Source organism: Maritalea sp. YIW29 (assembly GCF_057219265.1).
The window spans coordinates 1,027,085-1,051,610 of the sequence record NZ_JBXVVF010000002.1 but is presented as its reverse complement, the minus strand read 5'-3'; the positions used below and the strand labels follow the sequence as shown (position 1 = coordinate 1,051,610).

Annotated in this window: 27 protein-coding genes; 13 read left to right on the top strand and 14 right to left on the bottom strand. The window is 49.6% G+C overall.

Going from position 1 to position 24,526, the window contains the following annotated elements:
* Window positions 1–61: 61 nt before the first annotated feature.
* The gene (locus tag AC2D8L_RS14410) at window positions 62–937 is read right to left on the bottom strand and encodes a hypothetical protein (RefSeq protein ID WP_484686169.1); all 876 of its coding nucleotides are present in this window, start codon (window positions 935–937) and stop codon (window positions 62–64) included.
* 373 nt (window positions 938–1,310) lie between these two features.
* Here AC2D8L_RS14410 and AC2D8L_RS14405 point away from each other — a divergent pair, with 373 nt between their 5' ends.
* The gene (locus tag AC2D8L_RS14405; protein ID WP_484686168.1) at window positions 1,311–2,090 is read left to right on the top strand and encodes a class I SAM-dependent methyltransferase; all 780 of its coding nucleotides are present in this window, start codon (window positions 1,311–1,313) and stop codon (window positions 2,088–2,090) included.
* Between the two features lie 57 nt (window positions 2,091–2,147).
* Here AC2D8L_RS14405 and AC2D8L_RS14400 read toward each other — a convergent pair whose 3' ends face one another.
* Window positions 2,148–2,438 carry a hypothetical protein gene (locus AC2D8L_RS14400; RefSeq protein WP_484686167.1) on the bottom strand — a complete coding sequence of 97 codons (291 nt, stop codon included), beginning with the start codon at window positions 2,436–2,438 and terminating at the stop codon, window positions 2,148–2,150.
* Between the two features lie 245 nt (window positions 2,439–2,683).
* On the opposite strand from AC2D8L_RS14400, the gene AC2D8L_RS14395 reads away from it, so the two are divergent.
* Both AC2D8L_RS14395 and AC2D8L_RS14390 read left to right on the top strand, forming a co-directional pair.
* Entirely contained in the window at window positions 2,684–3,709 is a 1,026-nt protein-coding gene (locus AC2D8L_RS14395; protein WP_484686166.1) for a flagellar motor protein MotA, read from the top strand.
* Between the two features lie 3 nt (window positions 3,710–3,712).
* A complete protein-coding gene (locus tag AC2D8L_RS14390; RefSeq protein ID WP_484686165.1) occupies window positions 3,713–4,729 on the top strand; it encodes a peptidoglycan -binding protein in 1,017 nt (338 codons plus the stop codon).
* Between the two features lie 713 nt (window positions 4,730–5,442).
* On the opposite strand, the gene AC2D8L_RS14385 is transcribed toward AC2D8L_RS14390, so the two are convergent.
* Window positions 5,443–7,299, bottom strand: a complete 1,857-nt coding sequence (locus tag AC2D8L_RS14385) for an ABC transporter transmembrane domain-containing protein (RefSeq protein WP_484686164.1) — start codon at window positions 7,297–7,299, stop codon at window positions 5,443–5,445.
* A 231-nt stretch (window positions 7,300–7,530) separates the two neighbouring features.
* Between AC2D8L_RS14385 and rpmE the strand changes: the two genes are divergently transcribed.
* A complete protein-coding gene (gene rpmE / locus AC2D8L_RS14380) occupies window positions 7,531–7,755 on the top strand; it encodes a 50S ribosomal protein L31 (RefSeq protein WP_484686163.1) in 225 nt (74 codons plus the stop codon).
* An 84-nt stretch (window positions 7,756–7,839) separates the two neighbouring features.
* Here the strand turns inward: rpmE and rcdA are convergent, their stop codons facing one another.
* The 5 genes from rcdA to AC2D8L_RS14355 form a co-directional block, all read right to left on the bottom strand.
* Entirely contained in the window at window positions 7,840–8,364 is a 525-nt protein-coding gene (rcdA, locus tag AC2D8L_RS14375; protein WP_484686162.1) for a protease adaptor protein RcdA, read from the bottom strand.
* Window positions 8,365–8,737: 373 nt separating this feature from the next.
* Window positions 8,738–10,123, bottom strand: a complete 1,386-nt coding sequence (locus AC2D8L_RS14370; protein ID WP_484686161.1) for an amidase family protein — start codon at window positions 10,121–10,123, stop codon at window positions 8,738–8,740.
* Between the two features lie 63 nt (window positions 10,124–10,186).
* Entirely contained in the window at window positions 10,187–11,062 is an 876-nt protein-coding gene (locus tag AC2D8L_RS14365; protein ID WP_484686160.1) for an AraC family transcriptional regulator, read from the bottom strand.
* 30 nt (window positions 11,063–11,092) lie between these two features.
* Window positions 11,093–11,314, bottom strand: coding sequence for a hypothetical protein (locus tag AC2D8L_RS14360; protein WP_484686159.1), 222 nt, complete (start codon window positions 11,312–11,314; stop codon window positions 11,093–11,095).
* 53 nt (window positions 11,315–11,367) lie between these two features.
* Window positions 11,368–11,550 carry a DUF1192 domain-containing protein gene (locus AC2D8L_RS14355; RefSeq protein ID WP_484686158.1) on the bottom strand — a complete coding sequence of 61 codons (183 nt, stop codon included), beginning with the start codon at window positions 11,548–11,550 and terminating at the stop codon, window positions 11,368–11,370.
* A 133-nt stretch (window positions 11,551–11,683) separates the two neighbouring features.
* On the opposite strand from AC2D8L_RS14355, the gene AC2D8L_RS14350 reads away from it, so the two are divergent.
* The 4 genes from AC2D8L_RS14350 (at window position 11,684) to AC2D8L_RS14335 (ending at window position 16,189) form a co-directional block, all read left to right on the top strand.
* Entirely contained in the window at window positions 11,684–12,694 is a 1,011-nt protein-coding gene (locus tag AC2D8L_RS14350) for an NAD(P)H-quinone oxidoreductase (RefSeq protein ID WP_484686157.1), read from the top strand.
* A 126-nt stretch (window positions 12,695–12,820) separates the two neighbouring features.
* Window positions 12,821–13,555 (top strand): DUF1013 domain-containing protein, encoded by a 735-nt coding sequence (locus AC2D8L_RS14345; RefSeq protein ID WP_484686156.1) that lies wholly within the window; start codon window positions 12,821–12,823, stop codon window positions 13,553–13,555.
* Between the two features lie 129 nt (window positions 13,556–13,684).
* Window positions 13,685–15,553, top strand: a complete 1,869-nt coding sequence (locus AC2D8L_RS14340) for a monovalent cation:proton antiporter-2 (CPA2) family protein (protein WP_484686155.1) — start codon at window positions 13,685–13,687, stop codon at window positions 15,551–15,553.
* A gap of 309 nt (window positions 15,554–15,862) precedes the next feature.
* Window positions 15,863–16,189: an RNHCP domain-containing protein gene (locus AC2D8L_RS14335; RefSeq protein ID WP_484686154.1), complete on the top strand. Its 327-nt coding sequence runs from the start codon at window positions 15,863–15,865 to the stop codon at window positions 16,187–16,189.
* Here AC2D8L_RS14335 and AC2D8L_RS14330 read toward each other — a convergent pair.
* Entirely contained in the window at window positions 16,186–16,713 is a 528-nt protein-coding gene (locus AC2D8L_RS14330) for a 2'-5' RNA ligase family protein (RefSeq protein WP_484686153.1), read from the bottom strand. The two genes, AC2D8L_RS14335 and AC2D8L_RS14330, sit on opposite strands and share 4 nt — an antisense overlap.
* A 102-nt stretch (window positions 16,714–16,815) precedes the next feature.
* On the opposite strand from AC2D8L_RS14330, the gene AC2D8L_RS14325 reads away from it, so the two are divergent.
* Window positions 16,816–17,586 (top strand): sulfite exporter TauE/SafE family protein, encoded by a 771-nt coding sequence (locus AC2D8L_RS14325; RefSeq protein ID WP_484686152.1) that lies wholly within the window; start codon window positions 16,816–16,818, stop codon window positions 17,584–17,586.
* A 71-nt stretch (window positions 17,587–17,657) separates the two neighbouring features.
* Here the strand turns inward: AC2D8L_RS14325 and AC2D8L_RS14320 are convergent, their stop codons facing one another.
* The gene (locus tag AC2D8L_RS14320) at window positions 17,658–17,834 is read right to left on the bottom strand and encodes a YdcH family protein (RefSeq protein WP_484686151.1); all 177 of its coding nucleotides are present in this window, start codon (window positions 17,832–17,834) and stop codon (window positions 17,658–17,660) included.
* Window positions 17,835–18,018: 184 nt separating this feature from the next.
* Between AC2D8L_RS14320 and AC2D8L_RS14315 the strand changes: the two genes are divergently transcribed.
* Entirely contained in the window at window positions 18,019–18,234 is a 216-nt protein-coding gene (locus tag AC2D8L_RS14315; RefSeq protein WP_484686150.1) for a YdcH family protein, read from the top strand.
* Here the strand turns inward: AC2D8L_RS14315 and AC2D8L_RS14310 are convergent.
* On the bottom strand, window positions 18,231–19,031 hold the full coding sequence (locus tag AC2D8L_RS14310) for an aminoglycoside phosphotransferase family protein (protein WP_484686149.1): 801 nt from the start codon (window positions 19,029–19,031) through the stop codon (window positions 18,231–18,233). The two genes, AC2D8L_RS14315 and AC2D8L_RS14310, sit on opposite strands and share 4 nt — an antisense overlap.
* A 199-nt stretch (window positions 19,032–19,230) precedes the next feature.
* On the opposite strand from AC2D8L_RS14310, the gene purE reads away from it, so the two are divergent.
* The 3 genes from purE to rpsU all read left to right on the top strand — a co-directional run bounded on the left by purE (window position 19,231) and on the right by rpsU (window position 21,193).
* A complete protein-coding gene (gene purE, locus AC2D8L_RS14305; protein WP_484686148.1) occupies window positions 19,231–19,725 on the top strand; it encodes a 5-(carboxyamino)imidazole ribonucleotide mutase in 495 nt (164 codons plus the stop codon).
* Entirely contained in the window at window positions 19,715–20,806 is a 1,092-nt protein-coding gene (locus tag AC2D8L_RS14300; protein WP_484686147.1) for a 5-(carboxyamino)imidazole ribonucleotide synthase, read from the top strand. The genes purE and AC2D8L_RS14300 overlap by 11 nt, the downstream gene beginning before the upstream one ends.
* Before the next feature lie 165 nt (window positions 20,807–20,971).
* Complete coding sequence (gene rpsU, locus AC2D8L_RS14295) at window positions 20,972–21,193, top strand: 30S ribosomal protein S21 (RefSeq protein WP_435667191.1); 222 nt, start codon at window positions 20,972–20,974, stop codon at window positions 21,191–21,193.
* Between the two features lie 80 nt (window positions 21,194–21,273).
* Here rpsU and AC2D8L_RS14290 read toward each other — a convergent pair whose 3' ends face one another.
* From AC2D8L_RS14290 to AC2D8L_RS14280, 3 genes are all read right to left on the bottom strand, one after another.
* Window positions 21,274–21,915: a DsbA family oxidoreductase gene (locus AC2D8L_RS14290; protein ID WP_484686146.1), complete on the bottom strand. Its 642-nt coding sequence runs from the start codon at window positions 21,913–21,915 to the stop codon at window positions 21,274–21,276.
* Between the two features lie 65 nt (window positions 21,916–21,980).
* A complete protein-coding gene (locus AC2D8L_RS14285) occupies window positions 21,981–22,793 on the bottom strand; it encodes an alpha/beta hydrolase (RefSeq protein ID WP_484686145.1) in 813 nt (270 codons plus the stop codon).
* A gap of 16 nt (window positions 22,794–22,809) precedes the next feature.
* On the bottom strand, window positions 22,810–24,453 hold the full coding sequence (locus AC2D8L_RS14280; RefSeq protein WP_484686144.1) for a hypothetical protein: 1,644 nt from the start codon (window positions 24,451–24,453) through the stop codon (window positions 22,810–22,812).
* Window positions 24,454–24,526 lie beyond the last annotated feature (73 nt).

Sequence of the window (24,526 nt, the reverse complement as noted above, 5' to 3'; positions counted from 1 at the left end):
CCCGCATGTTATCCCCGTCGCGCCAAGACAGCCCACCGAATTGAAAGGCTGTCATACCATTTCAAGATGTAACGCCTGAGCTTTTGCTACCGCCCAAGCTGATGTGTTGGCTGCCCAAGCTTGAATATGTTGCTGGGAGATGCATGAACTTGGAGTAAGTTCTAATGAGCCACGCAACAGGCCCACGGAAATAATAGTTCTCAGGCGCCGCGATTTCGTCAATTTGTGATTTGAATTTTGCAGCTGTGCCTTTCGTCAGGTGAAACTTGAGCTCGTCAGTTGAGTTGAATGTTTCCCGAGTAATCAAGGCATTTTCCCCGGCGACTTCATATATCTCAAATCGCTGCATGCCCAATTCGGTTTCAAAAGCTTGATTGCCGACCTGCCGCCAGAAGCTTTTCAGTTCTGCAAATTCATGCGCCGAGCCGCCTGGCTTACAGCCCCATTTTGCAGTGACTTCAATTGCCGTGCTTGCATCTGGTGCTGCATAGTCCCGTAAAAATCCATAACTAAAATTGCCAACCGCCACTTCTACATTTTTTTCTTTGAGGACATCAACAACAGCTTGGGGCACATCCAATCCGTGTACGAAATGCAGTTCAGGCTTTGCGACTTTCATCAAATTCTGAGCGTGGTTTGACGCCGTGTTTCCAAAATAGTCGATAACGGCTTGAGCATTGCGGAAAACGTGATGAACCAAAACAGCGTCCTCGCCCACAGCATGATTGATCTCCGTATGTAAAATCCCTTCATCTTCACGGGCTTCTTCGTGAATATCTTCCCATTCTTTCAGCAAACCTTCGGCATCCTTTGACTTATGGAATATGCCACCGGGCGTTTTGGGCACCCATTTTCCGGTGATGCTGATTTCATCGCCAATAAGCAAAGGGTCACTGACGTGATCATCACTTTGTTTTTCGAGTTCATTAACAGCCATTTTGGTCTCCATCATTTTGTTTTGCGTTTCAGGACTAAGGTAACCGATCAGTTATCTTCGTGTAAGTAACTGATCAGTTACCTCAAGTCAATACCATATTTTCCGAACAGATCAGGCCCACGAGAACCGACATACGAGGCAATTTACTTCATGAAACGATTGAACTCATCGCCGTACACTTGAAAGTGGTGCAAGAGCGGGCGATATGAGTGAAATGTTCTATTTTGCGAGCAGGCCGACCGTCCTATTGTTTGCTCCTTGTGTCAGCGCGTTTATCAGAACAAAACATCATTAGAACTCGTGCACGCTGCATGTGTGACCGTTATCCGTCATTTGAACATCAACAATAATTTCAGCAAGAATGAACAAAAACATGAATTCACCCATTGGCACCTCATTCCAAAACGCCGAAACAGTTGATCTTTACCTCCACCGCCCACCCTATCCGCAACGGTTATACGACCTACTGGTCGAGCACGCGCCTGCCCACGAAAACCTGCTGGATTTGGGCTGTGGGCACGGCAAGGTGGCACGGCCGCTGACCGCACATTTTGAAAACGTCAGAGCAATTGACCCCTCTGCCCGCATGATGGAATTGGGCAAATCTTTGGAAAACGGCGACGCCGAAAATCTTACTTGGGTTGAGGATTATGCCGAAACCGCGCACCTGCCAGCAACCTATGATGTTATTGTCGCGGCCCTGAGCATCCACTGGATGGATCATGCTAAACTATTCCCCAAACTGCTCAAACACGCCCAACCCAACCACTTGTTCGCGGTAATTGAAGGTGATCACCCAAACAATCCACCATGGAAAGATGACGAGCAGGAATTTTTGGCAACATGGGTCCCAGAAATAACCGGGAAGCCATTCGTCAAAAATGGAGGTGGCGGGTTTTGGGACAAATATTTGAGCTATGTTGACGTGTTCCAAGAGTTTGAACTGGTCTCAGTTCCCATTCAGCAATCGATAGGTGATTTCATTCTGTGCCAACATTCTCGTGACACGTTTGCCATTTCAAAATTGGGCGATCGGCGGGCGCGTTTCGATGCGGAAATGCGTGAACTTTTGCAACATCATGCAGATGATAATGAGCACCTAAACTTTCAAAGCAAAACCAAACTGACATTGGCGAAAATTCGCAGCCAATAGCCTGGCAACCCAATTTGCGTACCTGCAGGGAAAGCATTCTCGGAATTGCGGGGCCGTTCAAGCGCCATTTAAGCCAGCCCAAAAAGCAACCCCAAGAAACACAATTGGGGGAAGGCACAACAAAATAGCTGCCAAGGATCGCCCAATATTGCGGCGGCCAACAAGTGCCAAGGTGCCCAACATCAATGCATAAACCCAACAAGCAAGACCCAATACGCCCAATGGCGCAGCGATGAGAAATGACAGCTGAACGTTTTGGCCAACACTGGCCAGCATCTCTGCCACCAAATACATGCCGGGCAGCAATATCCAACCAACAACAGCAATTAGAATTGGATTTTTGTGCATTTTGGTTCGCCTAAATATAGTGGTTTTCAACTATAAGGCCGAAGTTCGCTCATGACCACGCCGCGCATTATGGGCCGCTTTGAGCATCCCAAACACAAAGAATTGGCTTAGCACCCATTCAATAGTTCGATGATATTTGGGCGGTTGCCACAACTTGGGCACATCAGCGCATTTAAATATTGTCAGGTAGAACTACTCTGACTAGAATCCAATTCGGAACAAACATCCGCAGGGAAGAATATTTGATGGCGCAGTCATACGACCCATATCATCTTGCAAGTCCAACCGTATATCTTGTGAAGATGATCATCTTCCTGATTATCGTTGGTATGGTCGCTGTAATCATCGCGCCGCAATTAATCGAAGCTTTTTGGGCTAACCCCTTTATTAACATGGTTATTCTAGGCGCTTTGGCTGTTGGGATCGTTTTGAGTTTCTTGCAAGTCATGCGTCTGTTCCCGGAAGTGCGATGGGTGAATTCGCTGCAATCGGGCAATATCGACGCTAATATCCGACAGCCGGTGATGCTTTTGCCCGTCGCGGTTATTCTGCGCGACAATCTTGGTGAGACGATCATCACCCCCGCTTCATTGCGCTCAATTCTTGATTCGGTCGGCAACAGACTTGATGAAGCCAAAGATACGTCTCGCTATCTCACCAGTCTCTTAGTGTTTCTTGGCCTTTTGGGCACCTTCTACGGCTTGTTACAAACCGTTGGTTCCGTCGGCGACGTGATTAAGTCGCTGGACATCACCGCGGGGGATAGCGGCAATCTATTCTCCAACCTAAAAAATGGCCTTGAAGCACCCTTGTCTGGCATGGGCACCGCGTTTGCATCGTCTCTATTTGGTCTATCCGGCTCTCTGATCTTGGGCTTTTTGGACCTGCAAGCAGGCCAAGCGCAAAACGCGTTTTATACGGATTTGGAAGATTGGATGTCTTCCATGACCGAGCTTGACCACCCCATGACCCAAATGCAGGTTGATCAAATGGGCGCAGATGGCGCTGGCATGCAGGAAATGGTCGCCCAATTGGGCGCGACAATGCAAAACTCGTCTTCGTCGCAAAACGCGATCCGCGCAATGGCGGAATTGGCCCATGGTCTAGATGGATTGACCAAAATCATCCGCCAACAGCAAGACGACTTACGCACCCACATCACTGACCAGGGAGCGAACAACCAAAAAATGCGCGAACTCGTGGACGCGCTGCTCAATAGTGTTGAGCAGGATGCCAGCCAAAAATCCGGCGACGGCAAAGAGGGCAAATAGCCCATGGCGCGCGCAAGACGGCAAGCAAGACAAGACTATTGGCCCGGCTTTGTGGATGCCATGGCCAGCCTATTGTTGGTCATAATTTTCCTCTTATCTGTGTTTATGTTAGCCCAGTTTTTCCTCAGCCAAGAGATCTTGGGCAAAGATAGTGCCCTCACGCGCCTCAACAGCCAAATCGCTGAATTGACAGAACTCTTGCAACTCGAACGTGCGAGTTCGGAGGATTTGGAAAGCACCATCGCTTCGCTTTCAGCCACCCTTTCGGGCACAGAAAGTCAGCGCGATAATCTACTTCAGCAATTGGCGGGCTTGGGCTCGGGCACGGATGAAAAAGACAGCCAAATCGCACAACTGTCGAGCGACCTAACAAACGAAAAAGAACTCAGCGCAGAAGCCGCCGCGCAGGTCGCATTGCTCAACCAGCAATTATCCGCCCTGCGTTCGCAAATCGCCGCGTTGGAAGCAGCCCTTGATGCATCTGAATTGCGCGACAGTGAAAGCCGGACCGCCATCGCAGATTTGGGCCGACGCCTCAATCTGGCACTAGCCCAACGCGTGCAAGATCTATCGCGCTATCGCTCTGACTTCTTTGGCCAGCTGCGCGAAATCCTTGCTGGACGTGACGATATCCGCATTGAAGGCGATCGGTTTGTGTTTCAGTCCGAAGTGCTGTTTAGCGCAGGTGACGCAGAAATCGCAGGCGCAGGCCTAGAAGACCTTACCGCCCTCGCCAACGCCATCAAACAGTTGGAAACCCAAATTCCACCCGAAATTCCATGGGTTTTGCGGATTGACGGGCACACAGACAAACGCCCTATTAACACCCCTCGTTTCCCCTCAAACTGGGAGCTATCAGCCAGTCGTGCGATTTCGGTGGCCAAATATCTAGTCAACCAAGGCATCTCGCCAACTCGTTTGGTGGCTGCCGGTTTTGGTGAGTTCCAACCCATCGACACTGGTGATACCGACGAAGCCTATCGCCGCAACCGGCGGATTGAGTTTAAGCTGACGGATTAGGGTGAATTTATGCCCCGCTTTATCGGAACTGTTGAGCGTCACTGCAATCGATTGAACGACCTTTGCAACGAAATCAGTCGTACCCTTGAGTTTAGAGACCGTTCTGAAGTCGACAAAAATGCTTGGACCGACGCGTGCGCCAGATTCAACAAACTTTGGTTTGAGATGGATGAAACTCTGCAATCTGCAACAACTGGAGCAATGTCCAAAAATGATGAACAAAGAGAGTTCATTTTCGATTTTCTTAATGTCGACCCCATTTACCATCGGTCCGGCTATCAAAAGGAATGGTTGTTAAAGCAGATCAAATCACTCGAGCTTGACGAACACGAGTGCAAAATCATCCGAACGTTAATACGCAAACACATCCAAAATGGGGGCCGGCGCGAATTTCGGCGGATATGTAATCTGCTTCCTCAAATCGCAACAGATCAATTCAAATCAGAACTAAATGAGCATACACAGGCAGACAATACAGACGTCCGCCGTAGAGCTTGCTACGTCCTAGAATTTCTGAGTTGAAACGATCTCATCGAGCTGCTGGGAGTCAAGAACATCCCACCCCGTCACCCTCGGGCTTGACCCGAGGGTCCATAGAACCATCAACAAATAAAGATTTTTCGACTGGACATCAGCATCTAGCAGGTGCTCAATTCAGCACGGATACTCGGGTCGAGCCCGAGCATGACGAGGAGATTGCGGATCGTGACCACCTATTGCTGAAACTGCAACTTCGCCAATTCGGCGTAGCGACCACCCTTTTCGATCAACTGATCGTGGGTGCCTTGGTCGATGACTTTGCCGTCTTCCAACACCAAAATACGATCAGCGTTTTTGATGGTGGCGAGGCGGTGGGCGACGACGAGGGTTGTGCGGCCAACCATTAAGCGTTCTAGTGCTTGTTGCACCTTGGTTTCGCTTTCGGCATCCAACGCGCTTGTGGCTTCATCCAGCAACAGAATTGGTGCGTCTTTGAGCAGGGCACGGGCGATAGCCACGCGCTGTTTTTGCCCGCCGGACAGCATCACGCCGCGTTCGCCGACAATGCTCTCATATCCGTGTTCAAGCCGTTGAACAAAATCATCGACCAGCGCCACCTTCGCGGCTTCGTGCACGTCTTCATCGCTGGCGTCGGGTTTACCGAAACGGATATTGTCGGCAATGGTGCCAGAGAACATGATCGCATCTTGCTCTACATAGGCGAAGCGTTTGCGCAGCTCGCTAAAGTCCGCTTCGCGCACATCCACGCCGTCAACCCGCAATTGGCCGCCAGTGACATCGTAGAACCGCTGAAGCAACGAGAATACTGTCGACTTACCTGCTCCCGAAGGGCCAACCAGCGCAACGGTTTCACCAGAATTCACCTCAAAGCTAATGCCGTTCAAAACACTCTCATCGTCCCGCGTCATATATTGAAAATCAACATTATCAAATGACACCGTGGCCGGGCTTGGCACGGGTAATGCAACAGGGTTTTGTGCAGCATCAATGCTCGGCTCAGTGCCCAGAATTTCAGTGATCCGCTCTGTGGCACCCGCAACGGTTTGCAACGTGCCCAAAATTTCAGAGATGCCCGTTAGTGTCGCTGTGGCCATCATCGCGTAAATGAGGAACTGGCTCAACTCACCAACGGTGATTTGACCGTTTGAAACGAGTTGGGTGCCCAACCAAACAAGTCCAACAATGCCGGTTGCCGTAAGGAAAATCACAAATGCAATCATACCGGCACGCACCAACAATCGCGATACTTCGGATTGATAGCTGGCTTCGGCATATTCGCCATATTCTTCATTGCGTTGGCCTTCGCGTGTGAAGGCCTTAATGGTTTTAATCGCGCCAAATGTTTCGCTAGCCAAGGCCGCAAGGTCCGCAATCTTATCCTGCTGTTTGCGTGAAAGTCCGCGGATATAGCGACCCAACCAAACAACGGGGAAAACCAAAACTGGAATAACAATCACCACCGCGGCAGCTAAATAGAATGATGTGATGAACATCATGATGACAGCGCCGGTTAACATCACCCCGGACCGCAACACGACAGGCAACGCGCTATCAAGCGCACCGCGCACAATGCCGACATCTGAAGTTATGCGCGAAATCAACTCACCAGTGCGGTTGGTGTCAAAAAATACCACATCCATGTTCATCAGGTGAGCGAAAACTGCGCGGCGAATATCGGTGATAACCCGCATGCCAATCACCGAAATGAAATAAAACCGCGCCGCAGACGCGACTGCCAAAATACCCGCAATCGCAACAATGCCAAGCGAATATGAATTCACCGCATCCAGATTTTGGGTCACGAAGCCTTCATCAATGATGTTGCCGGCAAACAGTGGAATCGCCAGCGCCGCAAATGCAGCAAGCAGCAAAAATAGCGCTGTGAATGTTAGCCGATAAGGATATTTCAGCACGAATGGCAATAGCGCCTTGAGCGGTTCAGATGAACTCGCGCCGCTATCCCTGTCCGCAGTCAATACAATCTTCTCTAAGCGTGCCTTATTATCAACGCGCGCTTTTTGAGCACGCGACAGCGTGTCCTTGGCTTGGTTGCTGGACATATCCGACATATTTGAAATCCAATCGCAAATTACAGGCCTTAAAATAGGTATTGAGCACACCAAACTCAATAGGCGTGTTCGCTTATTGCATGAATCACCCATTCAAGCATCAGGACGCTTGCAGTTTGCGCAAAGATCGGTTAGAAACCGCCCAACTGTTTCCATGAGGTGGACAACTTGGCGTTTTCTTATGCCTTTTATGTCGACAATCCTCAAAATTTGAATTGAAGGCGCAACCAGATGAAAAAAGACATTCATCCAGATTACCACACGATTAAAGTGGTTATGACAGACGGCACAGAATTCGAAACTCGTTCGACTTGGGGTTCTGAAGGCGAAACAATGCAACTCGACATTGACCCTAAGACTCACCCGGCTTGGACTGGTGGCACAGGCGAGTTGATGGACCGTGGCGGCCGCGTTTCTCGCTTTAAAGACAAGTATAAAGGCATTTTGGGCAGCTAAGCGCCGCACCATTCTTGCTAGAGAATTAAAAAACCCGGCCAATGTGCCGGGTTTTTTGTTGCGTAACTTCCAAGTCCCGACGGCCTAGCTTTCAGCTTTATTGTCAAACGCACTGCGAAGTCGCGCAAGATGTGAGTTCACCGGGTTTTGCGGCTCTGCTTGCTCAACCGCGCCACCGCGTTCCATTGCGTCCAGCGCATGTATCTGCTTATTCAGCGAATCTGCCTTGTCGATCATTAAGCGCATGGGTTCGGGCAACTCGCTCCACATGGGCACATTGGTATCTGCCATTTTGGTGTTGAGTTCAACACGACGATCTTCGGACAATGCTTCTTGTTCAGTCAACTCGCCTTCACGCACAGCACGCTGCAACAAAAGCCAACTCGCCAATTGCATGAGGCGGGTTGTGAGTTGCATAGACTGAGACGCATAGAGCATAGACGCATCGCGCCCAAGCATTTTGCTGGCGGCTCGGCCATCACCATCTAGATATGCCGCGGCTTCTTCGACAAGCCGCATACCCTCGCGATATAGATTATCAAAACCGCCCGTCGCGACAATGCGAGGGCCAATAGATTGAGCATCCTTGGAATTATCGGATTGGGTCAATGTCCTTGCCGTCCTTATCTGTATGTGACGCATTGAATGGGTCACAATTTGCTGCATTTGGTGCTCGCTGTTACAGCAAACTTACATGCAAACACTTAACAAACAAAATTCGGCCGTTTTGTGAAACTGCATTGATATGAAGAGAGTGTGAAGACTTAACTTTTCGGTAACCCGTGAGCAACCAAAAAAAGAGCCGAATAAATCGGCTCTCGAAGTTAACAGGGAGGCGTCGAACAGAGAGTGAAAACCGCTCTGTTAGACCCAACAAAATATGTTGGATAAAGAAAGATTAACCCAGAACGTTTAATGGAACCTTAACCAGAGTCATTTTCTTAACCGTCTTTGGATTTCACCCCTTTTTTCGCCCCAAATTCTAGGCTTCAAATTGTTGTTCAATCAGCTTTGCCAATTCAAGTAATTCTTTCTCTTTATTGGCTTTTCCGATGAGCTGAGCCCCAATCGGAAGGCCAGCACTTGATGTGCCAACTCTTATCGTAACCACTGGCAAGCCAAGCAACGAAATAGGCGTGGTGTAGTAGGTAATGCAATCCAGGTAGCTCATTTTGCGTCCGCTCACATCGAACTGATGTTGATAATCCCTTATGCCATTATGGTCTGAATTCGGCTCAATGTGTTTAAACGGCGCAACCGGACATAGGGGCGCAATAACCGCATCCACATGGGCCAACTGCTCTTCCAACTCGCCAATTTTCTTTTCCCGCGTCGCTAAAGCGTCGACGTAATCTTTACGGTCATGTTTGTAACCATCTTGCACCGGCTTTAGGAAGCGCGGCGAACGCGCTTCGGCCGACTTGCCAAAGAACCGGGCCAACTTGCGCTGAATGAAGCTCATCAAATCGCCGGTTTCAAACCCCATAATGCGACCAAAAAGATGTGCATTTTGAGTGCTGAACATGTTCTGAGAAAGGCCTTCCACCTGAAGGTCGCATCCCTCCAGTTTTGCGCCAATCGTTTGAAAGATTGTGGCCGTGTCTTGATCGACGGGGTCCTCAAACCGTTGGTCCCAAACCGCAATGCGTTTTCCTTTTGCGTTTGTCGCTGAAAGGCCTTCAGGTGCCTCTTTATCACCACGTAGGGCGCAAAACGCCAACCATAGATCGTCAGCACAATATGCGATGGGTCCGGGCCGAGCGAAATGAGCGAGTTTGCGATCAGGGTCAACCAACATACCATCCGTCGACAAAGCACCTTCTGATGGCAGCAGGCTCATGACACCACAAAACCCAGCTGGAATGCGCAGCGACCCTGCAAGGTCAGCGCCAATATCCAACAGGCTCATGCCAGACGCGACGGCGGCTGCGCTGCCGCCGGAACTACCACCTGTTGTATATTCAACATTGTGCGGGTTGTTAGCTCTTACCCCATTGCCGCTTAAACACTGAAAGTCCATTGCGAGCGGTGGCAAGTTTGTTTTGCCGATGATGGTCGCGCCGCTATCCACCAGGTTTTGAATGCATGTCGACGTTTGCGTGGACGGCGATTTAGGTGCAGCGCCTAAGCCAAATTGCGCCAATTTCCCCGATAGGTGAAACTGATCCTTTACACTTACCGGCAGGCCCTTCAGCCAGCCTTCACCCTTTGGCTTTTCGTCTGGAAAATACTGAGCAAAAGCGTGGATTTCGCCCTCTTTTTGCCCATGGTGTTTTTTCAGACCATCAAGCACAAACTCAACTTTTTGCGGATCATTTTTCAGCAATTGATGCACAGCACCAACATCGTGTTTTTGAAGAAAACTCATTTCTTGCTCCTTTGTTGGCCGCAAATTACAGCGCCAACATTGATCCCGCTTTTCCAATCCTGCTTATTTGATCGGCAACCAGATTTCCGCGCTCTTTTCTTTCGGCCGATAATTCTGGGGCGATTGGAGGTAAGTCTCGATTGGCCATTCGTCGCGCAATTCGAATTCACTTTTGCTCAGCACAAACTGATAGGCTCGGTTCCAAGTTTGGTGCAGGAACTGAAACTTGCCAATATGGGGGAACTTTAGCCAACGCCCGCCGTCGAACCGCCGCGTGTGCTGGGCCCAATTCTGATCCATTGGTGAAAAACAAATAGCCCCAAAATGCCCATCAACAGATTGGTCGTTCATGCCCTGCGGCGATTTTGGGAAAGCGGCCGTTGGCAGCAACATTTCACCCTGATGTGTGGCGAGGAATTCGCCAATCTGCTGCACCACACTTTGATGGGCGAAAAACTGCCCGTCTATCACCCCGCGTTGAGATCGATAGAAGAACTCAAATGCCCTTTCAGTTGAAACAGCGTGGTCCAATTCAAATGATTTTGCGCGCACCTGTTTTTTCGGCGTTTCAACCAATTGAGCGGCAGCATTTGGGTCATTCAAAGCTTCGCGCGGCGCCATACCAAACCGTTTGGTGAACGCTGTTGTGAAAGAGGCGTGGCTTTCATATCCAAGCCAAAGCGCCAAATCAATCAGTCTTTGATCTGGGTTATCGACAAGAGAAGCAACTGCTTTTTGCAATCGCCTAGCATTGAAATATCCGTGCGGGCTTTCGCCGGTTTGGGCGAAGAAAATCCGGTGAAAATGGAATTGAGATGCACCCGATGCACGCGCCAATTCCTCCATTCGAGGAACTTCCACCGGGTCTTTTAGGAGATGCTGGTCAATCATCAACATCCCGCGTTGAACTTGGCTTCGGTGCAATTCAACCCGGGACATAAAAATCTACCAACAGTTGAATGCCGTCACTCACTTGCCTAAATCTGGATTGGACAAGCGGGGGAACATGGTCTGAAATTTTTCATTTATGCCGCTACTTGGCAACTTACCTTCGGCTTTTTGCTGTGTGTCCGCTGCCAAGCGTACCCGTTGCATTTCATTGAACAAGATCACCAACCGCTCTTCAAGCTCAAGAGCAGACATACCATCCAGCGGCATGCCAATCGTATGGGTGTGAGGTCTAGAATTCATATCTGTTTCCAAATTTTTGGTACGTCGCAAAGGTTACTGCCAAACATCTAGGCCTAAAACTTAAATACAGCATCTGCAGCATTTTTGCTTTTTTCCTTTACAACAATCTCCGCCTTTAGTCGTTCAATTTCGCGCTCCAGCAACAAAATTCTGTCCGCCAGCTCATCAACCGATATCGCATCAAGAGACATGCCAAGCTCATGAGAGATCGATTTACGTACCTCATCACCATCCATAATGAGCGCTCCTTTGGTTGCTTCTATCTGCGTTCCACAAAATAATGAGATAAGAATCATTGTTTGGGCAACACCCAAATTGTAAAAAAGCACATTTGCTAAATGTTGAACCATTGAAAAATCGAGCCATTTGATGACTGAAAAACCAATGCAAGCGATCGCCATCGAACAACCCGGCCCGCCGGATGTGCTCAAACCTGTTCAAATTCCGCTGCCATATGCTTACCCGGGTGAAGTGGGGATCAAAGTGCATGCCGCAGGCGTCAATCGCCCAGATATTTTGCAACGTATGGGCGCCTATCCGCCCCCAAAGGATGCATCGCCACTGCCGGGTTTAGAGGTCGCAGGCACCATCGCCCAAGTTGGCCGCGGCGTAACACGCTTCAAAATTGGCGACCCCGTTATCGCTCTTTGCAATGGTGGCGGCTATGCAGAATATGTCGCCGTCCCTGCCGGCCAAGTGCTCCCATTGCCAAACGGTTGGAGCATGACAGAAGGTGCTTCTTTACCTGAAACTTTGTTCACTGTTCAGCAAACCATGATTGATCGCGCAGGGCTTCAAGATGGTCAAACCGTTCTTATCCATGGCGGCGCAGGTGGCATTGGCGCAGCGGCTATCCAATTGGCAAAGCTTAAGAATTGCTTTGTGATCGCCACCGCTTCAAGCGAGGAAAAGCTAGACTATATTCGCTCAGTTGGCGCGGATGTGGCAATCAATTATCTCACAGAAGATTTTGTTGAGAGAACCAAAGCAGCAACAAACGGGAACGGCGCGAATGTCATTCTTGATATTATCGGCGCTGATTATGTTGACCGAAATATTAGAGCCGCAGCCGTTGAAGGGACAATTATCCAATTAGCGAATTTGGGTGGTCGAGAAGCGACCATCACCATGGGATTAATCGTGGCAAAACGTCTAACCATTTTCGGCTCCACCCTTCGCGCGCAATCCAATGAAGTGAAACAAGTTATCGCTGACAATTTAATGGCACGGGTTTGGCCCGCACTTGAAAATGGCACATTCATCAAGCCGCGGATTACAACTTACAGGTTAGACGATGCGGCTAGCGCGCATGCTGATATGGATGCGGGCGACCATTTCGGCAAAATCGTTTTACACACGCGGGCGAACGCCAATGTGTGAAAAGATTAATTAAGATTGCTTTTTGGGGCATTGGGCGCTATATGACAGCTAAATTCCCCATCAGTTTTAAATTTTGAGGGGCGTGCAAGGTGACTAAAAGCCTCGCACCCGAGGAAAGAGATTATTATGGCCACACAACTTCTTATGCCAAAAGCCACAGCCGTTTGGTTGGTGGACAATACAGGGCTTACATTTGATCAGATCGCTGCATTTTGCGCCCTTCACCCGCTCGAAGTGCAAGGCATTGCAGACGGCGATGTTGCTGGCGGCATTAAGGGTGTGAACCCTGTTCAGAACGATCAATTGACCAAGGAAGAAATTGAGAAGGCTGAAGCTGACAGCACATACCGCATGGTTCTTTCAAGCCCGAAAACAATTGTGCCGGTTCCTAAGCGTCGCGGCCCTCGCTACACGCCAGTATCCAAGCGCCAAGAAAAACCAAACGCAATTCTTTGGATCGTGCGCAATCACCCAGAACTGAAAGACGCACAAATTATGCGTCTTGTTGGCACCACCAAGCCAACAATTGAATCAGTTCGTGAGCGTTCGCACTGGAACGCGGCCAACCAAACACCTGCCGACCCAGTAACCCTTGGTCTTTGCACCCAGGTTGAATTGGACATGGAAGTGCGCAAGGCCGCTAAGAACTTGCCGCCTGAAGAGCAACGAGCAGAAGATTCTGGTTTGCTAACCGCCGAAGAAGCGATGGCAACCGTGCCTGCAAAACCAATTTTCGACGAAGCATTTTTGGACCCACAACCATCTGTTTTGGGCAATAATCAAAATGCTGAACCTGAATATGATGCGGATAGTGTTTTCGCCGATCTGACATCTATTAAAAATGATGACGACGACGCATAAAATTCGACACAAGTTTAGTTGATCTTAAAACGGATCTGCCATGATCGCCTCGATCGGAGGAATTATGGCGGGTCCGTTTTTTTATGTTGCCAACACATATTCTACTTTTAAGCCAATAGGCGAACGCTGATGGAACACAGCTTTTTAGTCGCCTGTTTCATTTTCTTATCTGCAGCGGTCATCGTGGTGCCGCTGGCAAAAGTGACCGGCCTTGGCCCGGTGTTGGGCTATTTGCTCGCTGGCGTTTTGATCGGCCCCTATGCTTTAGGGCTGGTCGCAGACCCTGAAACTATTCTGCATTTCTCAGAATTTGGCGTCGTGATGATGTTGTTCCTTATCGGTTTGGAACTTCAACCCCGCGAATTCTGGCATATGCGTGTCCGACTGGTTGGGTTGGGCTTGCCTCAGGTAACCATCACCGCCGCTCTTATTGCAGCCCTTAGCTTCGCGTTCGGCATGCAGTGGCAATCAGCCATTGTTACAGGTTTGGGCCTATCCCTATCCTCAACCGCAATTGTGTTAAAAATCATCGACGAGCGTTCCATCATGGAACGCAGCGTTGGCCGATCCGCTTTTTCTGTTTTGCTGGTGCAAGATGTCGCCGTCATCCCGTTTCTTGCGGTCATCCCTCTTCTGATTATTCCAGAACTCGCGGCCGTGGCACCGACCGACGCGCATGCCGACCCCGTGATGACGGAATCAGGTTGGCAGTCCGGTTCGCGCGTTGCGCTTGTATTTGCATCCATGTATTTGGCTGGACGTTACCTACTACGCCCCGTTCTGCGCTTCATCGCCAAGACGGGGGTGCGAGAAATTTTCACGGCCCTCTCATTGCTTCTGGTGGTCGCGGCCGCGCTGTTGATGGACTGGATTAATCTTTCCCCTGCGCTTGGGGCCTTTATGATCGGCGTCATCCTGGCGGACAGCGAATATCGACATGAATTGGAAAGCAATCTCGATCCGTTTAAAGGATTATTCCTCGGACTGTTCTTCATCTCAGTGGGCATGTCGATTGAGTTTTCAGTGTTCCTCAACAATGCGTGGCTCATTCTTTTGTTGGTCGCAGCGCTGGCCGCCGTGAAGTTTGGCGTGCTTTACGCTCTTGCATCAATTTTTAAATTTCATATTGCCGATCGGTTACTGTTTGCAACGCTGCTTGCCCAAGGTGGTGAATTCGCCTTTGTGCTGTTCCAGTTTGCCCTGGGCGCCGGTGCGTTAAGCCCAGACCTCGCGAGCATGCTCAACGTGATTGTTGCCCTTTCGATGATCATCACACCGATCCTCTTGATCGTGTTTGATCGGATCGTCGCGCCCCACCTGAAATCGCTTCAGTCCACACCAACACGGGCAGATGACGACATTGATGTGCGCAATCGTGTCATTGTTTTGGGTTACGGTCGTTTTGGCCAAATCGTTACACGCCTCCTCACCGCACAGGGGTTTGAGGCAACGTTGATCGACCATGATCCAGAACAAATCGAATTGATGAAGAAGTTCGACGCCAAAGTGTTTTACGGCGACGCACGACGGCTTGAAGTGCTCAAGTCTGCTGGCGCGGACAAAGCCGATCTTATGGTCATCTCCATTCACAACCCCGAAATCGTGTCTGAGATCGCCACCATGGTGCGCCAGCAATTTCCGGACATTAAAATTTTGGCGCGCGCCAGAGATCGCAATCACGCTCATGATTTGATGGATATCGGCGTACACGCATTTGAACGCGACACATTTCACTCGGCCTTGCAGCTTGGCATTCGAGCGCTCATGTCGCTTGGCTATTCAAAAGAGAAAGCCAATATGTTGGCCAATACATTTGCCCAACATGATGTGGAAATGTTGCATGAAGCATATCAGCTGCGCGGTGACGACGAGGCGATGATCGGCCATGTCAAAACCGCCCGCGAATTGCTCGCGCAGGTCATGCAATCAGATCTTGATGATCTAGAAGCTGAACTTGACGCCAAAAAGAATGGCGTTAAAACAGCGCCTGAAAAGTGAATACCGGAGGAACTGTGAACGAAAACCACCATTACGACATCTGACAGGGGACGACGCCTAAATGTCAGTGAGATAAAATGACACTTACCGATGGCTATTGCACCCGTGGCGGTAGACTTCGAGCAGAAAGCGTTATTTCGCAAGCCGTCTGCAAGCAGGAATTGGAAGTAGCCGCGACAGCGAAGTGGTGAATATGTCCCTCTTTTATCAAGCCTGAACGACTGATGGAATGCCGCGTGCTTTCCATCCAAGTCCAAGAGTAAACGGAACCCTGATCCTTGATTTTCCCCAAGAAAACAAGGATTCAGGATGTCAAAGCACCAAGAAAACGTGCCGTTCAAATGCGAACGCTGCGCTCACCAAATTGAAAAACTCACAAATGGCAGTTATCGCAATCACTGCCCAGCGTGCCTATGGTCAAAACATGTCGATCGGCTGCCCGGCGACCGCGCTAACCCCTGCAAAGGTTTGATGGAGCCGATTGGGCTTGTCCGCCATAAAAAGAAAGGCTGGCAAATCATCCATCAATGCACCAAGTGCAATCAGATCAAGAAAAACATCGTGGCCAATGACACTATACAGCCGGATTGTGCGGACCTATTGGTTGATCTTTCAAGTAGGGTTTTGCAAATCTAAAGATCCAGCCGCCATTGCTGCACAAGTTCAATCGGTGAGAAATCAATAACTTCAATTGCATTGAACACAACGTCAAATTCGCCAACGCCTGCATTGATAAACGAGATGGCTTCTTCACGTTTTGCAGGATCGATTTGTGTGGCCAGCGTGCAGTGTGGCGTCCAACTACCGGGCAGATAGTTCGATCGGCACAACGCCGCATCCACTCTAGAGTGCACCGCGTGATGCAGCGCAAGCAGCCGCGAAATATCGTTGGGCGCGGTCCAGACCACCATCGGGTCACCGTCAAAAAAGCGAATTTTGCTAAAGCGAATGCGAACCGGTTGGGCCCTTAAAAAGATGTCTCCAAGCTGGCGCTTAATCTCCGCACCAGTTAGGTCTTCGAACATGGCAAAGGTGAAATGCGGTGGATATTTGAGGGTCGGCATGGATGGTGATGTTTCAAACATCGAAACATCATCCCATAATTGTGTAATCGCCCTGGCGCTCTTATTGCGCGCCACCAGCGAAACCGAGCTGCCCATAACATCCTCCTTGCGGAACGGATTTAGCCACCAAATACTTGGTGACGCAACCGGATTGCTCTATTTTGGGGTCAATCTAGCCGACAAAAGCGAATTTCACCTATGACATTTGATTTCACCAGCATTGATCCATTTGTTGTTGGTATCAGCTTCTTGGCCATTTTTCTGGTTGCCATGTCGAAATCTGGTTTGGTGAGTTCGCTAAGTTTTGTCGGCGTTCCCTTATTGTCGCTCACCATGCCGGTGACCGAAGCTGTGGGCATTATGCTGCCTGTCTTGCTGTCAATGGATGTCGTCGGCCTAGTTGCATATCGACGTGAGGTTCATTGGCCCAACCTAAAAATTCTTCTCCCCGGCGCAATCATAGGCATATTGTTGGGGTGGCTGTTCTTTGCATATATCTCAGAAGGTGCAGTTCGCTTAATGGTCGGCGTGATTACACTGATATTTTGTCTTGATGAATGGTTGCCTTTGCGCAAAACGTTAGCTGGGCTTCCACCTTCCAGACCATGGGGATGGTTTTGGGGAAGCTTTGCGGGTTTCACGAGCTTTGTCAGCCACACCGGCGGGCCACCATATCAGATTTACATGTTGCCACAGCGCCTAAAGCCTACCCTTTATGCCGGGACCTCGATCGTATTCTTCTCCATCGTTAATGCGACAAAGCTGGTACCTTATGCGTTTTTGGGACAGCTTTCGCCGTCAAACCTTGTACGCTCGGCCACCCTAGTGCCTGTCGGTATTCTGGGCATGCTGTTGGGTGTTTACCTGGTGCGGCGCATTTCGACCGACCTGTTTTACAAGCTTGCTTATATTTTAGCATTCACCCTGGCGTTAAAGCTAATCTATGACGGCGTGCTGAGTTTCGTTTAGCCAGAAATAAGGCCACGAAATTTATCGTGGCCTAACGCAAGTTTGATACTAAAAAGAATTACTATTCTCACCTATTGTCGCGTCTGATCTTGCAGTCGCGATATCTCGTCCTTTAGTTCGAGTTTTTTGCGCTTGAGCAGGCCGATTTTCAGCTCATCTTGAGCCGGCCGCTGCAATTCGTGGAGGATCTCATCGTCAAGCGTGGCATGACGGCGCTCCAGCGCGTTGAGGTGGGAAGTAGTTGTCATGAAGTCTTCCTTTCTCTGTATGTACAATGATCAGTCTGGCAAAAAAACAGCACACTGTCCAATCAAGAAATGAAGCCAATTTTCAACTAAATTGCACATGCAATTAAATCTTTGTGCAAACATTTGTAATATGGAGTATTTTTAACAAGCAGACGCAAAAGAGAATCAGAAGGCCAATTGCCACATGATGCCACTTACCGCCGAACAACGGGCAGGATTGGGACTAAAACTCGCGTCCAAACGTCAAGAACATAAAGATCTGGACGCAGCTATTCACGCGCTCACCCATTCTGGGCAAAGCGACCCGATGCTGGTGCAACGCTTAAAGAAGAAAAAGCTAGCGCTCAAAGATGCAATCATAGAGCTCGAGCATATCTTATTGCCCGACATAATTGCTTAGTGCTGCTCCGTCGCGGCTAGCAATATTTCTAACAATTCGATCTCATCATCACCAACGAATGTGCGGTCTTTGCAACGCCATGAGATAGACAATGCAGACCTTGCCGCTGCCCAGCGGACCAACTTGAAACGCGGAACAGCAAATGCCGTTGACCAGAAATCGGCCAAGGCCTCAACTCTGTGCCGATCATAGACAATCTCACGAATGCCGCGCGGGTTCCGAAATGCATTCGCCAATTCAAATGCCTTTTCCCCGAGCACACCTTTCGCATCAAACGCACAATATCCGCGTGTACCAAATCGAATGTTCTCGTGATGCAAATCACCATGTAGCGGTATAAGTTCGTCCTGATCGGCCAACGCAATTCTCGCCAACTCCTGGGCTCGGCCCATCGCTACCAAGCCTTTCGGGTCAGCATTTCGTGAAAGCGTTAGCCCCAATAACGCCTCGAACCAAGTTTCAACAGTTGGCAGGTCAAATTCAACATTTGGGCTTTTTGAGTGGATAGTATTGGCGACTTCAACCAGTTCCGAATTGGCCAACTGGTCATCACCATTTCGGGCAACATCACCCAAGGACGGCCCGTCCAGCCATTCCAAAAGGGCAATTTTCTCATCTGCAAAATGCACTTTTGCGCAGCCAACCCCATTACGGGAGCGAAGAAAGTCAAAGCCCCCTCTTTCATTGCGCATGCCGCGAGGTCCGTAAACCTTAAGTGCCAATTGGGAACCGTCTTGCCCGTGAACGCACCAAACATTGCCAAAAGGCGTACTTTCAACAAAGTGCGCATTGCTCAATTTGTGCGTTTTTAATATGTGCGGATCAAGAATAGGCTCTGTGCTCATGATAAAGGCAATAACCCGCCCAATTAGAGGATGCAATGTCACCAATTGGGCAGTTTACACCGACAACTCGCCCAAATTAGACTTCTGGCCCCTTGCCCAATGCCTCAAGGTAGGCTAAACGCCCTTTTTGACGTAATGCGAGAGGGCTAACATGCCTTTAAACCCGCCAATTGCCATCGTCATGGGCTCTCAGTCTGACTGGGCCACAATGCGCCATGCCGCTGAGACCCTTGATCAACTTGAAATTCCATATGAAGCGCGCATCGTTTCTGCGCATCGTACGCCCGACCGGATGTATGACTTTGCCAAATCTGCGGCGGACGATGGGTTTCAAACCATCATCGCTGGCGCTGGCGGCGCCGCCCACTTACCGGGTATGATCGCAGCACTGACCCATTTGCCCGTTTTCGGCGTACCAGTTGAAAGCCGCACGATGAAAGGTCTTGATAGCCTTTACTCAATCGTGCAGATGCCCGCTGGCATTCCCGTGGGCACCTTGGCGATCGGCAAAGCAGGCGCAACCAACGCGGCCCTTTTGGCCGCTGCTGTTATCGCCCTTTCAGACGAAACCGCCCGCGAGGCACTCATTGCCTATCGCAAAAACCGCACAGCCCAAGTGACAGAGTTTCCAGTTGATGAAGAATAAGCTGACGACCGGATCTACCATTGGCATTTTGGGTGGTGGGCAATTGGGGCGTATGATGGCCCTCGCCGCCCATCGGCTGGGCCTCAACACCCATATTTATTGCCCTGACCCTCAAAGCCCCGCCTTTGCGGTAACGCCCAACAAGACCGTTGCGAAATACGAAGATTTGGCTGCCCTTACTGCATTTGCACAAAGCGTTGATTGCGTAACCTATGAATTTGAAAACGTCCCTGCTGAAACTGCAGCGGCCATCACGCAGGCACAAACAAACCTCTTTCCTTCGGCAAAAGCGTTGGAAATTTCTCAAGATCGTTTGGTCGAAAAACGCTTTATCTCAACCGTGGGCATTGAAGTCGCACCGTTTGCCAAAATCGATAATCAAGATGAGCTGGAGGCCGCGGCAAAAAAGATTGACCTGCCCGCTGTCCTAAAGACAAGACGATTTGGATATGATGGCAAAGGCCAAACTATTCTAAAAACCAATGATGACCTCGTAACAGCGCTTAAAGTTATCGGCGAACAGCCTGCAATCCTTGAAGGCTTTATTCCGTTTGAAAAAGAGATTTCGGTGATCATTGCCCGTGATCAATCTGGACATGTTGCGGCTTATGATCCGGCAGAAAACGTGCATGAAAACCACATTCTAAAAACGTCGACAGTACCGGGTAACATTGGTACCGATGTTGGTGAAGCCGCGAAAGCAATTGCAACCCAACTGATCATCGCACTTGATTATGTCGGTGTGATGGGCGTGGAGTTTTTTGTTGTTCCTGGCGAGAACGACATCAAATTGGTTGTCAATGAAATCGCACCACGGGTTCACAATTCTGGGCATTGGACTGAAGCGTCGTGTGTTGTTGATCAATTTGAACAACACATTCGCGCGGTTGCTGGGTGGGACTTGGGAAGCCCCGAACGACACAGCAATGCCGTGATGGAAAATCTCATTGGCGATGAAATCATTGCTGGAATGGCAACTACAGAATCGAACGCGCAAGTTCACCATTACGGCAAAGGTGAAATCCGGCCGGGTCGGAAAATGGGGCACATCAATCGCGTATTTCCCAAAAACGGGTCATAATTGCCTCTAAATCATCGATTTTTCGCCCCCAAACGCTGGACAAGCCAATCCATGTTTGGTATTCACCCCCAACGCTTGGCTGGTTCTGCTGGCCGAAGCGCTTTTGGCTTTTTGTCAATTGCGCATTGAATTTTTGGTTTAACTCTTTTGAAGGTGGTGTGCCGCGTGCAAGTAGTCGTTCGCGATAACAATGTAGATCAAGCTCTTCGAGCTTTGAAAAAGAAACTTCAACGCGAAGGTGTATTTCGTGAAATGAAGTTGCGTAACTACTATGAAAAGCCTTCTGAGAAGCGTGCCCGTCAAAAGGCAGAAGCTGTGCGTCGCGCCCGTAAATTGGCTCGCAAGCGCATGCAGCGCGAAGGTCTTGTTTCAGGTGGTGGTCGCTAAGGCGCCCCTCTTTAACGCAAAGAATTAAAAAACGCCGCTGATTTTTCAGCGGCGTTTTTGTTTGTTCAATTGAATTTAGACTAGGCAGCGGCTTCTTTAATCACCGTATCAAGAACTTCCTTGAACACCTCATCTGGCTGAGCGCCAGAAAGCCCATACTTACCGCCCATGATGAAAAACGGCACGCCCTGAATGCCTTGCGCAGATGCGTCGGCAGCCGCTTTCTCAACTTCTTCTTGCAGATTTTCGCGGGTCACAAGCGCTAATACTTCGTCTTTCGTAAAGCCATGGGCCGTGCCGATATCGACCAAAACGTCTGGGTCTGAAATATTTCGAGCATCAACATAACACGCATTGCTCATGGCCATGGCGATTTCATGTTGAGTGCCCTTGGCATCCGCTGCGGCGATCAACACTTGAGATGCTTGGGAGGGATAACGCATTTTTTGCTTGCGCATATCCAACTCTAAGCCAGACTTTTTAGCCTCTTCTTCCAAGCGATCCCACATTGGCGCAGGATCTTTGCCATATTTGCGCCGCAACATGCCTTCCACTTCCTCACCTTCTTTCACCGCATTTGCATCCAGCAAATAGGGATGGTGAGAAATACTGACATTTACGTCGTCGGGCAAAGCGTCAATCGCGCGATTGAGGCGGTGAATACCAACCAAGCACCATGGACACACGGGATCAGAGAAAACGTCGATACGTAAATCGGTCAATTGATGCTCCTATTTCTGTGGGGGGCAGTACTAGCGCAAACTGCCCCCTCAGCTCAAATCACAGCTTATTGAAGAGCAAATTCGGCGTAAAATAGCTGCACCTGACTCCAAATGCCATCAGCCCACAGGCTGCCATGGTCACCCCCCTCTTTGATCCAAAGGGTTTTGCCGTTTGGCGCAAGCGCAAACAATCGCTCGCCATTGCCAACACTGATCACTTTATCCTTAGTCCCATGGCCAATGAATGTGGGTTCCTCAACATCCTTGATCCATTCGCGAGACGGAAATCTATCTAGCATTACGAAGTCCACGAGCAATACGGGATAGCGCTCCTTCGCCACGTCAATTGTCGCTGTATAAGGCGTTTCAAGCACCAAGGCCGCTGCCTCACGTTCTGAGGCAACATATGTCGCTACGCCTGAACCGAGTGAGCGACCCCACAAAAGAATTTCGCTTTGACGGGAGGCAAGCCAGTCATACGCCGCCAATCCATCTTGCAGAATATGGTCTTGGTTTAACTCACCGGGCGATCCGGGAAAGCCACGATAATCAAAAGACAAAAAGCCATATCCATCGGCCACAAATTGTGAAAACCGCTCATGCTCCCGTGTGAAAGAGCCTGTGTTTCCCCGGAAATAAATCACGGTCGGATTTTCGCCTCTAGGGGCTGAATACCAGCCTAAAAGAGACGTGCCATTGCCGGTGGGAATTTGAACCACCTCGGCACTTGTGAGACCAACCTCATTCAACGAAAGTGTCTTGCCCGTCACGTCATATTGCAGGGACCGTTGGAAGAAATAAAAGTATGCATGCACCGCTGCGTACAAAACAAGGGCCAGCAAGACCAGCCATTTAACAATTGACAAAAATCGAGACATAAACAAATTCCTTAAATTATTTTGGTGTTTTCAGCAGTCCAACTGCCTTGCGAAATTTCAATACATTTTCCGAAACACCGTCTTTCAACGTATTGGTCCAATATAGCGTATGGGTAATCAGGCGCAGATTTTCAAATCTCAGCTTTGAATATCGAATGCGCACATTATGTTCCAAAATGCCGCGACCGAAATGATTAAAGCCTCCAACTGGCCCGCCAAGAACATCGCCTTGCCAAAAGAACAAGGGATGATGTTGGTCAAACATGTTGGTCCACCGCACGCACGAGAAAACTGCGCCATGGTGTGCATAGGCTTGCGGCGCTTTTAACGCCCATTCCGCACTTGAACGCGGCACCGGCAAGTTGGCATATTCATCGCTGAATTCAAGTTTGTTTGGTGTATAAAGCGCACCAAAATCCTCGTTATAGGCTCGAGGTGGTGCGACTGGGAACAAACGTTCTTCTTTCAACTTCTCAAAGTTCTTTTGACCCCGCGCCATCAAAAACTGGGCGTGCGTTAAAGGCGACCCGAAACAAACAAAATCTGTGATTTTCCAATAGGACTTGGATTTCTTGCCATTCCTGTCCTCCACCGGACCAGACAGTCTGATCGCTTTGGCAACATTTGCCTGTGCCTTTTGATAGGCTTCAACGGTGAGCACATTCCAATATTTGCTGGTATGATTTTTAACGAATAAATCGTGTTCATAAAGAGCTTGCCGCACTCGGTCACTTGGCGGGTTTTCATTGGTGGGGCCCAACTCCTCCCACAAAAGATGCAAAATATCATAGGCGACAACCGAACCCAAAGAGTGGGCCACAATAACAATACGATCATATGTTTTGTCTTTGTGCAGGTCGCGCAGTAAGCGTAGTCCGCGCTCACGCACATCATGCCGGCGTTTCACAGTGTCTGGATGGGCCCCCAGATATCCGGCAACATCACCTAGATACGGCAGAAAGAACATCGCCGTCAGGATGGCCATAAGCAACGTGCTGCCCACAACGACAGACCGCACTTCCACGCCGCCAATGCCAAACAGCGTGTAATAGACCAAGACGGTGATGACCCCATATGCTGGCCAACGCAATATCCAACGCAAAGCTGGCACCAACCAGCCTAAAAAGACCATCAGCCCAAGATTGAGGAACCCGACAAACGTAACGTCCCAGACGTTCAGGCGGGCTGATCCACCATCAAGGTTCCACCATTCCAGCTGAAAGGATGTGCCCAAAGCCAATAACACAATACCAAATACAACAAGTCCAATGAGAACGATCAAAAAGCAAAGCGCGGTCCACGGCCAAACCATTCGATTGGTTACATATTCGGGTCGCACCATAACGATGCGCAATAGCCAACGCCAAAGATTACGCAGCTTCGCATCGTCCAGAATATCAGCATAATAGAATTCAAAAAAGTCTGTGCGCTTTCCATCGGCCGCGGGTGGCGTCGTGATGCGTTGGAGATCATGACTTCCGGTTTTACAATCGGGAACGATCCAACTTTTGTTCCCGTCTGGACCAATGTTTCGATCCCCTGGTGGCAACATATCGCCATCAGTGGTCCAGAGCGCCTCAACAATTCGGCGCATCATGCCCATGGGCCTTTGTTCGCCCATGCCGTGAACCACAACAACTGCTTGTTTTTCGCCTGCCATTGGTCAACGCCTTGCTCTTAAACCATGCACTTACATTTGCTCAATTCGGCATAAGAAACAAGCTGTTCTAAAT

Coding starts and splice junctions, on each gene's coding strand:
- AC2D8L_RS14410 (WP_484686169.1), bottom strand. CDS start 937: ATGGCTGTTAATGAACTCGAAAAACAAAGTGATGATCACGTCAGTGAC.
- AC2D8L_RS14405 (WP_484686168.1), top strand. CDS start 1,311: ATGAATTCACCCATTGGCACCTCATTCCAAAACGCCGAAACAGTTGAT.
- AC2D8L_RS14400 (WP_484686167.1), bottom strand. CDS start 2,438: ATGCACAAAAATCCAATTCTAATTGCTGTTGTTGGTTGGATATTGCTG.
- AC2D8L_RS14395 (WP_484686166.1), top strand. CDS start 2,684: ATGGCGCAGTCATACGACCCATATCATCTTGCAAGTCCAACCGTATAT.
- AC2D8L_RS14390 (WP_484686165.1), top strand. CDS start 3,713: ATGGCGCGCGCAAGACGGCAAGCAAGACAAGACTATTGGCCCGGCTTT.
- AC2D8L_RS14385 (WP_484686164.1), bottom strand. CDS start 7,299: ATGTCGGATATGTCCAGCAACCAAGCCAAGGACACGCTGTCGCGTGCT.
- rpmE (WP_484686163.1), top strand. CDS start 7,531: ATGAAAAAAGACATTCATCCAGATTACCACACGATTAAAGTGGTTATG.
- AC2D8L_RS14370 (WP_484686161.1), bottom strand. CDS start 10,123: ATGAGTTTTCTTCAAAAACACGATGTTGGTGCTGTGCATCAATTGCTG.
- AC2D8L_RS14365 (WP_484686160.1), bottom strand. CDS start 11,062: ATGTCCCGGGTTGAATTGCACCGAAGCCAAGTTCAACGCGGGATGTTG.
- AC2D8L_RS14360 (WP_484686159.1), bottom strand. CDS start 11,314: ATGAATTCTAGACCTCACACCCATACGATTGGCATGCCGCTGGATGGT.
- AC2D8L_RS14355 (WP_484686158.1), bottom strand. CDS start 11,550: ATGGATGGTGATGAGGTACGTAAATCGATCTCTCATGAGCTTGGCATG.
- AC2D8L_RS14350 (WP_484686157.1), top strand. CDS start 11,684: ATGACTGAAAAACCAATGCAAGCGATCGCCATCGAACAACCCGGCCCG.
- AC2D8L_RS14345 (WP_484686156.1), top strand. CDS start 12,821: ATGGCCACACAACTTCTTATGCCAAAAGCCACAGCCGTTTGGTTGGTG.
- AC2D8L_RS14340 (WP_484686155.1), top strand. CDS start 13,685: ATGGAACACAGCTTTTTAGTCGCCTGTTTCATTTTCTTATCTGCAGCG.
- AC2D8L_RS14335 (WP_484686154.1), top strand. CDS start 15,863: ATGTCAAAGCACCAAGAAAACGTGCCGTTCAAATGCGAACGCTGCGCT.
- AC2D8L_RS14330 (WP_484686153.1), bottom strand. CDS start 16,713: ATGGGCAGCTCGGTTTCGCTGGTGGCGCGCAATAAGAGCGCCAGGGCG.
- AC2D8L_RS14325 (WP_484686152.1), top strand. CDS start 16,816: ATGACATTTGATTTCACCAGCATTGATCCATTTGTTGTTGGTATCAGC.
- AC2D8L_RS14320 (WP_484686151.1), bottom strand. CDS start 17,834: ATGACAACTACTTCCCACCTCAACGCGCTGGAGCGCCGTCATGCCACG.
- AC2D8L_RS14315 (WP_484686150.1), top strand. CDS start 18,019: ATGATGCCACTTACCGCCGAACAACGGGCAGGATTGGGACTAAAACTC.
- purE (WP_484686148.1), top strand. CDS start 19,231: ATGCCTTTAAACCCGCCAATTGCCATCGTCATGGGCTCTCAGTCTGAC.
- AC2D8L_RS14300 (WP_484686147.1), top strand. CDS start 19,715: ATGAAGAATAAGCTGACGACCGGATCTACCATTGGCATTTTGGGTGGT.
- AC2D8L_RS14285 (WP_484686145.1), bottom strand. CDS start 22,793: ATGTCTCGATTTTTGTCAATTGTTAAATGGCTGGTCTTGCTGGCCCTT.
- AC2D8L_RS14280 (WP_484686144.1), bottom strand. CDS start 24,453: ATGGCAGGCGAAAAACAAGCAGTTGTTGTGGTTCACGGCATGGGCGAA.